The organism is Micromonospora sp. NPDC049139, assembly GCF_055586845.1.
Genome location: NZ_JBVJHK010000007.1, coordinates 120,637 through 133,701 on the forward strand (window position 1 = coordinate 120,637; position 13,065 = coordinate 133,701).

A 13,065-nucleotide genomic window follows, 5' to 3' on the forward strand; every position below is an offset into this window, starting at 1 on the left:
CCTGGGCGCGGCGGCCGGCTCACGATCCCTGGACCGTGATCTCCTGGACGCCGACCTTGTAGCCGCGCTCGCTCGGCGGCAGCTCGGTGATCCAGAGCAGCAGGTAGCGGTACTTCTTGTCGGCGTCGAAGCCGTTGAAGGTCATCTTGGTGCCGTCGTGCTCCTCGAACGGCTGCCCGATCGGCGTCTTGTACTCCGCGACGAGCTGGGCGTCGCCGGAGGCCGACGAGGGGGGGTTGGAGGTCCCCGTGAGAAGCCGGGCGGAGGCGCCTCGGGCGGAGAGCAACACCTGCACCGACTTGACGGTGTGCTCCTCGCCCAGGTCGACCCAGACGCCCATGCCCTTCTTCAGATTGCCGAAGTTGGGGCGGTTCTCGTAGGTCTGGGTCTCCCAGCCCTTGTCCTCGTCGCCGTCGTACACCCGGTCGGCGTTGCGGAGTTCCGTGCGGTCGCCGTCCGGATCGATGATCCGGGCACCGCTGATCTTCAGCTCCCGCACCGTGGTGGCGGCCGGGGTGGCGTCGCCGCCGGGCGCGCTCGACGAGGGCGCGGCCACCGGGGTCTGTGGGCTCTCGTCGCCCCCGCCCAGCGCGCTGATGCCGATCAGCAGGCCCACCAGGGCGACCGCCAGCAGGCCGGCGATGCCGATGGCGACCTTGCGACCGCCGGCTGCGGCCAGCGGGGACGGCTCGTCGGCGGTGTCGGCGGCGAAGCGCAGCGGGCCGGTGTTGTCCAGGAACTGCTCGTCGGCCGGCACGTCCAGGCGGGCCAGCTCGGCGGCGAGCACGTCCGACGAGGGCGGCGCGATCTCGGCGTCGAGCAGGTCCATGGTGAGGTCGTCGAGGTACGCCGGCACGCCCGCCCGGACCTGCCGGGGCGCGGCGATCGCGCCGGCGGCGTCGCGGACGGCGTCGGGGATGGCGGCCCGGCCGTGGCCGGCGGTGGCGCCGCGCAGCGGGGCCTCGGCGTGCGGCCAGTGCCCGGTCAGGGCGAAGTAGAGGACCCCGCCGATCGCGCGCACGTCGCTCTGCTGGCTGTCGTCGCCGTCGGTACGCGCGTCGGCCAACACCACCCGGCCGTCGTCACTGATCATCACCGTGCCGGGGTGGACGTTGCCGTGCACCATGTCGGTGGCGTGCACGGCGGCGAGGGCGCTCGCGACGGCGTTGCCGATGGTGGTGGCCCGGGCCGGGTCCAGCGGGCCGTCGGCGACCAGCTCGCGCAGGGACCGCCCGTCGACCCACTCGCGCACCACGTACGCCCGCTCGGCCTCGTCGATCGCGTCGTAGACGCCGACCAGGTTGGGGTGGATGACCCGGCTCGCCGCGACGGCGCCCTGGAGCATCTCGGTGGCGGAGTCGCCACCCGGGTAGCGCAGCACGACCGCGACGGGACGGCGGAGGATGACGTCGACGCCCCGCCAGACCAGCCGACCCGCGCTGTCGTTGTTGATGTGCTCGACCAGCTCGTAACGCTCGGCGAGGATCTCACCGGCCGTGGGAGCACCGAAGGTCATGACGTGCGGAGCGCTCTCCTCCGCCTCCTGACCCTCGCCGACCTGGGTCACCCGTCCTCCCTCGGTGATCGTGTCGATCGATGGACCCGCGCTGCTGGGCATGTGGCTTCCCGCTCTGCCTTCGAAGGAACCGGCCGACCGGTGTCGACGCGGAGCGTCGGCGCCTGCCGTACCCGTCGAGAGCGACCTTACCCGGGTTGGCGGTCTCCCCGACATGTCATCTTCGCGCCGCTCCCGGGTCGGGCTGCCGGCCGGCGATCAACTTGTCCGGTTGCGACCGTTGTCAGCCACGTTGCTGGCACATGTACTAACCAATCTAGACGTTGACCGCAAGTGCTCGCCGGAGGGGTTGACCTGTGTGGCGGCGACGCCGACGCCCCCGGGTTCCCTCCGACCGTGCCGCCATGCTCAGCCGTACGGCTGGTTATCCACAGGCCCGTCCGGCGTCTGAGCCGTGATTCGTGGAGTTATCCACAGGCGCATCCCCAGGCTGGTGATCCTCGTTCACAGAGCGTGCAGACCATCCGCGGGTCGTCGGCCCGCACCCGAGCGCGGCGCGTCAGCGGCCCAGTCGGCGGCGGACCATGCCGACGACCTCGGTGATCTCACCGATCCGCAGCGCCATCGCGAGCCCGAGGTAGGCCCCGCCGATCACCGCGCCGCCGACCACGAGCTGGATGATCGCCTCCAGGCGGGTTGGCGTGTCGTCGCCCGGCAGCAGCGCGACCACCAGTAGACCGGCCAGCGCCGCGCCGAGCGCGGCGACCGCGACCCGGCCGAGAGTGCGCATGATCCCGCCGAGCCCGATCCGGCCGACCCGGGGACGGAGCAGCCAGGCGGAGGCGATCGCGGCGGCCAGGTAGGAGACGGCGTTGCCGATCATCATCCCGGCGGCCGCGAAGTGGGCGGCGAAGGCGGCGAAGAGGACGATCTGGACGCCGATCCGAAGCGCCACCACCGGGATGTTGATCAGCGCCGGGGTCCGGGTGTCGGGGAGCGCGTAGAAGGCGAAGGTGAACAGTTGGCTGACCGCGAACGGCACCAGCGCGAGCGCGGCCACCAGCAACACCACCGAGGTGTCGGCCGCGTTGTCGTCGCTGAACGCGCCGTAGCGGAACAGCACCACCGACAGCGGCGTGGCGAGCACGGCGTAGCAGACAGCAATCGGGGCCAGCACCGCCGAGACGGTCCGGGTGCCCCGGGACAGGTCGGCGGCGAGGTCGGCGTAGCGGCCGTCGGCGGCGGCCGCGCTCATCCGGGGCATCAGCGCCGTGATGATCGAGACAGCGATGATGCCGTGCGCCATCATCAACAGCAGGAAGACGTTGTTGTAGATCAGTGCGCCGGCGTCGCCGTCGCCCGCCCGGTTCAGCAGGTTGAACAGCACGATCAGGCCGACCTGGCTGACCGCGACGTAGCAGAACATCCACCCGCCCAGGCGGCCCAGCTCGGCCAGCCCCAGGGCGCGGAAGTCGAAGCGCAGCTTCCACCGGAAGCCGACCTTGCGCAGCGCCGGCAGCAGACCGGCGGCCTGGATGGCCACGCCGAGCAGCGTGCCGCCGCTGATCAGCACGATCCGCCCGGGGGTCATCTGCTCCGGCCGGATGATGTCCGCGCCGAAGATCGCGATGTAGAGCCCGGCGGTGCCGATCACCACCAGGTTGTTCAGGATCGGCGCCCACATCGGCGCGGCGAAATGCCCCCGGGTGTTGAGCACCGCGCTGATCAGCGCGCTGAGGCCGGTGAAGAAGATCATCGGCAGCATCAGGTACGACAGGTTGGTGACCAGGTCCTGGTAGTCGGTGCCGCGGTTGTCGCTGGTGTACAGCTCAGTCAGCCAGGAGGCGGCGAGCACCGCGAGCAGCGCGGCCCCGGCCAGAGTGACCACCGCGAGGGTGAGCAGCCGCTGGGCGTACGCCTGACCGCCGTCCGCGTCCGCCTTGCGCCGGCGTACCAGCACGGGGATCAGGACGCTGGTGAGGATGCCGCCGAGCAGGAACTCGTAGACCATCCCGGGCAGGATCTGCGCGGTGGTGTACGCGTCACCGACCAGCGCGCCGCCCAGCGCGGCCGTCAGCACCAGGGTGCGCAGGAAGCCCGTACCCCGGCTGACGAGGCTGCCGATCGCCATCACCGCGCTGTTGGTCGCGGCGCTGGCCTCGGCCACCTGCTCCTGCGGCGGCGCGGTCGACTCCATGGCCGGCTGGTTGAGCGGCTCGGCGGAGATGAACGTCGCGCCGTCCGACGGCCGGCCGGGCGCGGCGCCGCCCTGGGCGGCGTTCGCGCTGCGGTAGAGACCGCCGCTCATCTTGTCGCCTCCAAGGCAGAGGGGGTACGTCCGAGCCGGGCACGGGCCCGCACGTCACAGACGATAGTCAACGGTTGCCCGATACCCGCGCCCGGCGGACCGCATCCCCGCCGGGACCGATAGTCTGGCGCTCCCATGTCCGAAGCCTCCGCTCCCCACGCCGCCGACCGCCGCGAACTCACCGCCGCGCAGCGCAACGCCGTCGCCGAACTGCTCCGGGTCTCCCCGGTCGCCGACGAGCTGGGCCGCCGGTTCGCGCGGGCCGGCCACGAGCTGCACCTGGTGGGCGGCTCGGTCCGCGACGCCCTGCTCGGCCGCCTCGGCGACGACCTCGACTTCTGCACCGACGCGCACCCGGACGAGACCCTGCGCATCGTGCGCGGCTGGGCCGAGTCGATCTGGGAGACCGGCCGGGAGTTCGGCACCATCGGCTGCCAGCGCGACGGGCTGCGGCTGGAGATCACCACCTTCCGGGCCGAGGCGTACGACCAGGTCAGCCGCAACCCGATCGTCGAGTACGGCACCGACCTCGCCGAGGACCTGCGGCGGCGCGACTTCACCATCAACGCGATGGCGGTCAGCCTGCCCGAGCACCGCTTCACCGACCCGCACGGCGGGCTGGACGACCTCGCCGCCAAGGTGATCCGCACCCCGGGCACGCCCGGGGAGTCCTTCGGCGACGACCCGCTGCGGATGCTGCGCGCCGCCCGGTTCGCCGCCCAGCTGCGCTTCGCGGTGCACCCCGACGTCCACGCGGCGATGACCCTGATGGCCGCCGACCTGGACCGGATCACCGCCGAGCGGATCCGCGACGAGTTCACCAAGCTGCTCTGCGGCGCCGACCCGATCACCGGGCTGCGGCTGCTGGTCGACACCGGGCTCGCCGAGCGCTTCCTGCCCGAGCTGACCGGGCTGAAGCTCACGATCGACGAGCACGCCCAGCACAAGGACGTCTACGAGCACACCCTCACGGTGGTGAGCAACGCCGTCTCGTACGAGACCGACGGGCCGGACTTCGTCCTGCGGATGGCCGCGCTGATGCACGACGTCGGCAAGCCGGCCACCAAGGCGGTGGGCCCGGACGGCCGGGTCAGCTTCCACCACCACGAGGTGGTCGGGGCCCGGCTGACGAAGGCCCGGATGAAGGCGCTGCGCTACCCCAAGGAGATCACCTCCAAGGTCACCGCGCTGGTCGCGCTGCACCTGCGGTTCTACGGCTACGGCCGGGGCGAGTGGACCGACTCGGCGGTGCGCCGCTACGTCGCCGACGCCGGCGACCTGCTGCCGCGCCTGCACAAGCTGACCCGGTCGGACTGCACCACCCGCAACCGGCGCAAGGCCGCCCAGCTCGCCGCGGACTACGACGCGCTGGAGGAGCGGATCGCCCGGATCGCCGCCGAGGAGGACCTGGCGAGGGTCCGGCCCGACCTGGACGGCAACGCGATCATGGAGCTGCTGGGCGTGCCGCCGGGGCCGGTCGTCGGGCGGGCCTGGAAACACCTCAAGGAGCAGCGCCTGGAGCGCGGCCCGCTGGACCGCGACGAGGCCGAGGCGGAGCTGCTGCGCTGGGCCCGCGACGAGGGCATCGTCGAGTAGTCGGCCACACGACCAGGGCGCCGCCCCCGGCCGGGGACGGCGCCCTGTCGCGACAGCGGCCACACCGCTGCCCCGGTGGTGTCAGCGGGTCTCGACCGCCGTGGCGTCGACCGACGGCTTGCCGTTGCCGGACGCGGACGACGCCGAGCCGAGCTTCGCCAGCAGGCCCGCCAGGTCGATCCCGGTCAGGTCGCTGCCGAGCTGGAGCCCCTGGGCCACGTTGCCCGCCACCGACTTGGTCAGCGACGAGGCGCCGTCGGTGGAGATGACGGTCATCTTGTCGATCGCGCCGATCGGGGCGCTCGCCGCCTCGACCACCTGCGGCAGCACCTTGACCAGCAGGTCCAACACCGCCGCCTCGCCGTACGCCGCGAACGCCTCGGCCTTGCGTGCCATGGCGTCGGCCTCGGCCTGGCCCTTGGCCAGGATGGCCGCGGCCTCGGCCTGGCCCTCCCGCTCGACCGCCTCGGCGATGGCGGAGCGGCGGCGCTGCTCGGCCTCGCCCTCCTTGGCGCCCTCGATCGCGTTTGCCTCGGCCAGCGCGGCCCGGCGGGCCCGCTCGCCCTCACCGGTGAGCCGGGCCTGCTCGGCGGAGGCCTGGGCGGCGGCGATGACGGCCTGCCGCTGCGCGTCGGCGTTCAGCACGGCCGCGTTGCGGGCCGCCTCGGCCTCCTGCTCCACCTTGTACCGGGCCGCGTCGGCCGGCTTGCGCACCTCGGTGTCGAGCTGGCGCTGCTTGAGCTCGGCGTTGCGCTCGGCGACCTTCTGCTGCTCGGAGAGGATCGCCTGGTCCCGCTCGGCCTGGGCGAGCGGCCCGGCCGCGGCCGACTTCGCCTTGGCCGCGTCGATCTCCGCCTGGATGGCGGCCTGCTTCAGCGCCAGGTTCCGGTTGGCCTCGGCGATCACCTCCTCGGCGAGCAGCCGCTCCTGCTCGGCCTGCTGCCGGGCCCGGGCCTCGGCGATGGACGCGTCCTTGAGCACCCGGGCGGCCTCCGGCCGGCCCAGGTCCTGAAGGTAGGAGCCCTCGGCCAGGATGTCCTGGAGCTGGAAGGTGTCCAGCACCAGGCCCTGGTTGGTCATCGAGTGCTCGGCCTCCTCGGCGACCGCGCTGGCGAACGCCGCCCGGTCCCGGATGACCTCCTCGATGGTGAGCCGGCCGACGATCGAGCGCAGCGCGCCGGCGAGCACCTCCCGCGTGAAGTCCTCGATCTCGTCCTGCTGGTGCAGGAAGCGCTGGGCGGCGGCACGGATGGCGTCCTCGGTGCCGCCGACCTTGACGATCGCGACGCCGTGCAGGTCGGCGCGGATGCCCTGCTTGCTGACCGCGCCCTTGATGCCGACGTCGATCCGCCGGCTGGACAGGTCGAGCGACTGGAGCTTCTGCACCACCGGCAGGACGAAGACGGACGCGCCGAGCACGACCTTCTGCCCGGACATGTCGGTGGACCGGCCGCCGTCGGCGGTCTGCGTGGTGCGGCCCTTGCGGCCGGTGACGATGAAGGCCTCGTTCGGCCCGGCGACCTTGATCCGGGAGAGGACGAAGAGCACGAGCACGAGGACGAGGAGGACCGCGCCGCCGATGGCGATGAGAAGGGGCATGTGACCGTCCTGATCTGCTATGAGGGGGTTCAGTAGGTTTCGACGTGCACGCTGGTCTCGCTGAGCGCCTCGACCACGAAGATCTGGGCGCCGACCGGGATCGGTCGGTCGGCCCGGGCGTTCAGCTTGACCGGCTGGCCGGCCACCCGGACCCGGACCTCGCCGTAGCCGTCGGCGGGCACCGGGGTGACCACCAGGCCGAGCGCCCCGACCAGGTGGTGGCGGGTGGGGGTGGGGTCGGTGCGCATGTCGCGGGCAGCCCGGCTCAGCCGGGACGCGGCCCACGCGGTGGGCACGGCCGCAACGAGGCCGCCGGCCAGCGCCACCGCGATCATCCCGGGGGTACGCCCGCCGAGCAACTCGTTGGCGATCGCGGCGCCGAAGCCGAGCGCCCCGGTGAACCCGGCGACCGCCTCGACCGACACGGGACCGTCGAAGTCCGGGTTGCCGAAGTGCAGCAGCTCGGCGCCGAGCAGGGCGAGCGCCAGCACCGCGACGCCCGCGCCGCCGATGATGAGGAAGATCAGTGTCCCCGTGGCCACGACCCGCACCGTACCGATCTGGCGCAACGTGCCGCCGAACTCGCCCGACACGAATCTAGCTGTTGACAAGATTCCGGCGAGCGGTCAATCTTGACATTGACAAGACGGAGGTTTCCATGTCCTCGGCAACCCTGACCACCGCCGGCATCCTGCTGATCACCGTCGTCACGGTGGCGTACGGCGGGCTGACCCTGCTCATGCACCTGACCCGGCGCAAGGCCGGCTACCTCGACAACCCGGTCCGCCGGGGCCTGTGGACCGCCGGCCACGCGCACGCCGGGGTGCTGGTCCTCTTCGCGCTGGCCGTGCTGCCCTACGTCGACCAGGCCGACGCGTCCGACGGCACCCGCACGCTCATCCGCGCCCTGCTCGTGGCCGCGCCGATCCTGATGCCGCTCGGCTTCTTCCTCTCGGTGGCCCGGCCGCAGGACACGAAGCCCAACAAGCTGATCTGGCTGACCGTCGCGGGCGGCGCCAGCCTCAGCGCCGGTGCCCTGCTGCTCGGCTTCACCCTGCTCTGAGCCCCGACGGAGGCGGCTCCGGACCGGAGCCGCGCCGCCCGCCCGTCCTCCGGGCGGGCGGCGACCGACTCAGCTACGAGTGACCAGGCCGGTGTCGACCACGTACTCGCCGCCGTGCACGGCGAAGAACTCGGCGCTCGAGGTGAGCAGGTACGGGTCGGACTGGTACGTGGTGACCATGTCCGAGTCGGTGGCGTCGTCACCCACGTCGGCGGCGGTGCGGCCGTACGTGCCGGCAGCCTCGACCCAGACCAGGTAGAGCAGTTCGGTACGGGTGGTCAGCGACCACGTGCCGTCGGGGTTGACGGTGGCCGTGCCTCCGCCGGTGGTCTGGTTCTGCCGGGCCCCGACCCGGACGCTGAGCACGCCGTCCGGGCCGGCGCCGATGCCCGGCTCACCCTCGTCGCGCTGCCCGTCCCGGTCAAGGTCGTGCCAGACCACGCCCCGGACGACGCAGGTCCCGGAGATCGCCACGGTGACCGAGCTGGTGTTGTTGGTGGTGTCGGACTCCTGGCGCTGCGGTGCGATCGTCGCGGTGATCGGCACCCGGGAGCCGGGCTGGGCGCCGGCCACCACGAACGGCAGCGAGAGCCGCTGGGCCCGTCCGGCGGCGGGCAGGGCCGGGTGGGCGCAGGTGTAGCTCGCCTCGTCCACCACCGCGCAGTTCCATCCGTCGGTGGCCGTGAGCGCCGTCGTACGCAGCCCCGCCGGCACCGACACAGTGACGCTGAGCGGGTCGGACTCACCGGTGCCGCCGTTGCGCACGTCGATCTGCGCGCGGAAGGTCTCGCCCTCCGCCGGGTTGTAGTGGTCGGTCATCAGCAGATCGACGAACAGGTCGGGCTGGGTGCGTCCGGCCGCCACCGCGTCGGCCGGAGCGAGCGCCGCCGTGGCCCCGAGCAGGGCGAGGGTGGCGGTCGAGGTGGCGAAGATACGTCGGATCGAGCGGGACAGGGGATGGGATCGCATGGCGTCCTCACGTCGCAGGGCCGGCCCTCCCGGATGGTGAGGACCGGAGCGGAGATCAACTCCACTTATCCGGCGTCGTCGATGTCCGTGGCGTTACGCGGCTGCCGGAACCGCTTCGCCGTCACGGCGCTGTCCGGCCGTCGACGGTGTCGGGCCGCCGGGGACAATGGGTGGATGCGCTGGACCGTGCTCGACTCCCCGATCGGCGAGTTCTCCATCGCAACCGACGGAACACACGTGTGCCGGGCCCACTTCGGCCGGGTCGACACGGCCGACGAGGAGCCGGGCGACGACGAGACGGCCCGGCAGGCCGTGACGGAGCTGCGGGCGTACTTCGCCGGCGAGCTGACCGAGTTCGCGGTGCCGCTGGCGGTGCCGGGCGGTTCCGACTTCGAGCGTGGCGTCTGGCGGGAGATGACCCGCATCCCGTACGGGGAGACGCTCACCTACGGCGAGGTGGCCCGGCGGCTCGGCGACCAGGGCGCCGCCCGCGCGGTCGGGGTGGCCTGCAACCGCAACCCGATCCCGGTGCTCGTGCCGTGCCACCGGATCGTCGGGGCGGGCGGCAAGCTGGTCGGCTTCGGCGGCGGCCTGGACCGTAAGGTGAAGCTGCTCGAACTGGAGGCCGGGGTCGCCCTGCAACGCGCCTGGTCCTGACGCTGGGCCGCCGTGCGACGGGCTGGTCCTGATGCGGGTCGCTGTGCGACGCGCCTGGTCCTGATCTGGGGCGGAGCCGCCCCGCCGGCACCCGGCGACGTCAGCCCGGGGCGGGCAGGCAGCCGCCGTCGGCGATGCGGGTGCCGATCTCCACGGTGACGTCGCCCGCCCGGACGCTGCCGAAGACGCACGCCCGGCCGGTCCATCCCGCGAAGAGCAGGCCGTCACCGGGGCCGAGGTCGAGCCGACCCGGCGGCCGGACGGTGACGTCGGTCAGCCCGGTCGCGGCGACAGCCCGCCGGACGGATTCCTCCCCGGGGTCGTCCCGCCCACCGGCGGCCAGGAGGTTGAGGCTCCGCATGACCTTCGCCGCGCAGGATCGGGCACCGCTGGCCGCCTCCGCGTCGAGCGTGCCGCGCTGCCGGAAGGCGTCGTTGGCCGCCTGCTGACGGCGGAACTCCTCCTCGCGCCGCTGCTCGTCGGTCAGCGGCTGTCCGCCGCCCGGTCGGCTCGGCGTGGCGGTCGCGGTACCGGGCCGGGCGACCTCGCCGGGGCGGGCGACGGGGGTTGCCGCGCGGACGCAGCGGGCTTCGGTGATCGCCGCAGAGGTGGCCGGGAGGGCCGACGCCGCGCTGTTGCTTGAGGCCGGACCGGTGCCTGGACCGGTGCCCGGAGCCGCGCAGCCGGCGAGGACCGGAAGGAGCACGGTGCCGGTGACCACGCCGATCGCCCATCGTGCCGCTCGGCGGCGGCCGGGGCGTGGGACGGACGTCACGGCGGTCAGCCTAACCGCGCGTCGCCGATCGCTCGACCCCATGTGACACCGGTGGTCGTCGCGCGTACGGCGGTGGGAGAGCCGGACGCGGCGAAGGCCGGGTCCGTGCGGACCCGGCCTTCGGTGGTGCTGGTGGTCGGCGCGTCAGCGCTCGACGTCACCGGCGATGAACGCCTCGACGGCGGCGTGCGCGTCGTGGTCGGCGTACTGCACCGGCGGGGACTTCATGAAGTACGACGAGGCCGACAGGATCGGGCCGCCGATCTTCCGGTCCAGCGCGATCTTCGCGGCGCGGACGGCGTCGATGATCACGCCGGCCGAGTTCGGCGAGTCCCACACCTCGAGCTTGAGCTCGGCGTTGAGCGGGGTGTCGCCGAAGGAGCGACCCTCCAGGCGGATGTACGCCCACTTGCGGTCGTCGAGCCACGGCACGTGGTCCGACGGGCCGATGTGCACGTCGCTCTTGCTCATCTCGTGCGGGATCTGGGACGTGACCGACTGGGTCTTCGAGATCTTCTTCGAGACCAGCCGGTTGCGCTCCAGCATGTTCATGAAGTCCATGTTGCCGCCGAAGTTGAGCTGGTACGTGCGCAGCAGCTCGACCCCGCGGTCCTCGAAGAGCTTCGCCAGCGCGCGGTGCACGATGGTGGCGCCGACCTGGCTCTTGATGTCGTCACCGACGATCGGCAGGCCCGCGTCCTCGAACTTCTTCGCCCACTCGGGGTCGGAGGCGATGAAGACCGGCAGGGCGTTCACGAACGCACAGCCGGCGTCGATCGCGGCCTGCGCGTAGAACTTGTCGGCCTGCTCGGAGCCGACCGGCAGGTAGGAGACGACGACGTCGACCTGCGCGTCGCGCAGCGCCTGCGCCACGTCGACCGGCTCGGCGTCGGACTCCTCGACGATCTCGCGGTAGTACTGGCCCAGACCGTCGAAGGTCGGGCCGCGCTGCACGGTCACGCCGGTCGGCGGCACGTCGCAGAGCTTGATGGTGTTGTTCTCGCTGGCGACGATCGCCTCGGCGAGGTCCATGCCCACCTTCTTGGCGTCCACGTCGAACGCCGCGACGAACTGCACGTCCGAGACGTGGTAGTCGCCGAAGGTGACGTGCATGAGACCCGGGACGCGGTCGTTCGGGTCGGCGTTCCGGTAGTACTCCACGCCCTGCACGAGGGACGAGGCGCAGTTACCCACACCGACGATGGCGACGCGGACGGAGCCCATAGCGTCTGCCTCCTTCTTCTTCATCACGGCCGCTCTTTCCTGGACTCTCCAGGCGGAGGCGGGCTGTTGTCTTCTCGTCGGCCGCCGGCCGTCCCGGTTTCCGGGACCGTCGGGGCACGGCCGGAGCGCTCGTTGGCGATGAGCTCCTCCAGCCAGCGGACCTCGCGCTCACAGGCGTCCAAGCCATGGCGCTGCAGTTCCAGCGTGTACGCGTCGAGGCGCTCGGCCGCCCGGCCGAGCACGTCGCGAAGCCCCTCGCGACGCTCCTCGATCTTTCGCCGGCGACCCTCCAGGATGCGGAGTCGGGTCGCCTGGTCGGTCCGGGCGAAGAACGCGAAGTGCACGCCGAAGCCCGTGTCGTCGTACGTCTCGGGCCCGGCCTGTGCGATCAGTTGGGCGAAGCGTTCCTTGCCCTCCGCGGTGATTTTGTAGACCACCCGACCTCGTCGGCTGGTCAGCGCGGGAACCTCCTCGGCGGTGGCGGGTGTCTCGGCGGCCTCGGTGATCCACCCCGCCGCCTGCAACCGACGCAGGGTCGGGTAGAGCGAGCCGTAGCTGATCGCCGCCCGGATCGCTCCGAGCTTGGCGGTCAGCTCCTTGCGCAGCTCGTAGCCGTGCATCGGAGACTCCTGCAGGAGGCCGAGGATGGCGAGCTCGAGCACGGGCCATCCTCTCTGTACCCTCTACGCGGAGTGGTAACCGCCGCGATGTATCGGACCGATACATCGCACGCTAGCGGATCACCGTGATCAGGGCAAACCCCCGTTTCCGCGGTTCTGTGGTCACGCATCGTCACCGTGGTCGCCCCGTCCGGCGAGACCGCGTACCCTCTTCCGCATGCGTACGCAGCGCCAGGTGGTGGACTACTCGCTCCGGAAGCGAGCGGTGCTGCGTGAGCTCCTCGCCGGTCGGGTCGGCACGTACGACGTCTGCGACGCGTCGCCGTACCTGAAGAACGCCGCCCGCTACCACGGCGAGCCGACCGACGACCGGTGCCCGATCTGTCGGAGCGAGAACCTGACGCGCGTCCACTACATTTACGGCGACGAACTCAAGCAGTCCGCCGGCCAGGCCCGGACGCTGGCCGAGTTGCCCGTGCTGGCGATGACGCTGCGTGAGTTCCAGGTCTTCGTGGTGGAGGTGTGCCTCGGCTGTGACTGGAACCATCTCGTCGAGCAGTACCTGCTCGGCCGGGACGGGCTGGCCGGGGATCCGGAGGGCGGGCCGGAGCAGGACGCGGTGGGCGGCGCGGCCGCCTCGGGCACCGGCGCGGTCGGTCGACGGAGGCGAGAGGCGCAACGGTGATCCTGGCTCGATCGGCCGACCCCGGCCAGCATGCGCGCGCCCGGGGTGACCGA

At 72.2% G+C, this 13,065-nt stretch carries 12 protein-coding genes; 4 read left to right on the plus strand and 8 right to left on the minus strand.

Annotation, left to right across the window (positions count from 1 at the left end):
* Positions 1-19: 19 nt before the first annotated feature.
* Together ACZ6Q9_RS15525 and murJ are read right to left on the minus strand one after the other, a co-directional pair.
* Positions 20-1,618: a protein kinase family protein gene (locus tag ACZ6Q9_RS15525; protein ID WP_396829211.1), complete on the minus strand. Its 1,599-nt coding sequence runs from the start codon at positions 1,616-1,618 to the stop codon at positions 20-22.
* Between the two features lie 457 nt (positions 1,619-2,075).
* Entirely contained in the window at positions 2,076-3,824 is a 1,749-nt protein-coding gene (gene murJ / locus ACZ6Q9_RS15530; RefSeq protein WP_393457660.1) for a murein biosynthesis integral membrane protein MurJ, read from the minus strand.
* A gap of 135 nt (positions 3,825-3,959) precedes the next feature.
* Between murJ and ACZ6Q9_RS15535 the strand changes: the two genes are divergently transcribed.
* Complete coding sequence (locus ACZ6Q9_RS15535) at positions 3,960-5,420, plus strand: CCA tRNA nucleotidyltransferase (RefSeq protein ID WP_393457662.1); 1,461 nt, start codon at positions 3,960-3,962, stop codon at positions 5,418-5,420.
* An 81-nt stretch (positions 5,421-5,501) separates the two neighbouring features.
* Here the strand turns inward: ACZ6Q9_RS15535 and ACZ6Q9_RS15540 are convergent, their stop codons facing one another.
* Complete coding sequence (locus ACZ6Q9_RS15540) at positions 5,502-7,019, minus strand: flotillin family protein (protein WP_396829213.1); 1,518 nt, start codon at positions 7,017-7,019, stop codon at positions 5,502-5,504.
* 29 nt (positions 7,020-7,048) lie between these two features.
* A complete protein-coding gene (locus tag ACZ6Q9_RS15545; protein WP_393457786.1) occupies positions 7,049-7,570 on the minus strand; it encodes a hypothetical protein in 522 nt (173 codons plus the stop codon).
* Between the two features lie 107 nt (positions 7,571-7,677).
* On the opposite strand from ACZ6Q9_RS15545, the gene ACZ6Q9_RS15550 reads away from it, so the two are divergent.
* Entirely contained in the window at positions 7,678-8,082 is a 405-nt protein-coding gene (locus tag ACZ6Q9_RS15550; protein ID WP_393457668.1) for a hypothetical protein, read from the plus strand.
* Positions 8,083-8,151: 69 nt separating this feature from the next.
* Here the strand turns inward: ACZ6Q9_RS15550 and ACZ6Q9_RS15555 are convergent, their stop codons facing one another.
* Entirely contained in the window at positions 8,152-9,051 is a 900-nt protein-coding gene (locus ACZ6Q9_RS15555) for an SdrD B-like domain-containing protein (protein WP_393259515.1), read from the minus strand.
* A gap of 174 nt (positions 9,052-9,225) precedes the next feature.
* On the opposite strand from ACZ6Q9_RS15555, the gene ACZ6Q9_RS15560 reads away from it, so the two are divergent.
* Positions 9,226-9,708 carry a methylated-DNA--[protein]-cysteine S-methyltransferase gene (locus ACZ6Q9_RS15560; RefSeq protein WP_396829215.1) on the plus strand — a complete coding sequence of 161 codons (483 nt, stop codon included), beginning with the start codon at positions 9,226-9,228 and terminating at the stop codon, positions 9,706-9,708.
* Positions 9,709-9,808: 100 nt separating this feature from the next.
* Here the strand turns inward: ACZ6Q9_RS15560 and ACZ6Q9_RS15565 are convergent, their stop codons facing one another.
* The 3 genes from ACZ6Q9_RS15565 to ACZ6Q9_RS15575 all read right to left on the minus strand — a co-directional run bounded on the left by ACZ6Q9_RS15565 (position 9,809) and on the right by ACZ6Q9_RS15575 (position 12,369).
* The gene (locus tag ACZ6Q9_RS15565; RefSeq protein WP_396829216.1) at positions 9,809-10,483 is read right to left on the minus strand and encodes a hypothetical protein; all 675 of its coding nucleotides are present in this window, start codon (positions 10,481-10,483) and stop codon (positions 9,809-9,811) included.
* Positions 10,484-10,627: 144 nt separating this feature from the next.
* Positions 10,628-11,707: an inositol-3-phosphate synthase gene (locus tag ACZ6Q9_RS15570; protein ID WP_393259510.1), complete on the minus strand. Its 1,080-nt coding sequence runs from the start codon at positions 11,705-11,707 to the stop codon at positions 10,628-10,630.
* A 23-nt stretch (positions 11,708-11,730) separates the two neighbouring features.
* Positions 11,731-12,369, minus strand: coding sequence for a PadR family transcriptional regulator (locus ACZ6Q9_RS15575; protein ID WP_350677787.1), 639 nt, complete (start codon positions 12,367-12,369; stop codon positions 11,731-11,733).
* A 175-nt stretch (positions 12,370-12,544) separates the two neighbouring features.
* On the opposite strand from ACZ6Q9_RS15575, the gene ACZ6Q9_RS15580 reads away from it, so the two are divergent.
* Complete coding sequence (locus tag ACZ6Q9_RS15580) at positions 12,545-13,012, plus strand: DUF5318 domain-containing protein (RefSeq protein WP_393259507.1); 468 nt, start codon at positions 12,545-12,547, stop codon at positions 13,010-13,012.
* Positions 13,013-13,065: the final 53 nt, after the last annotated feature.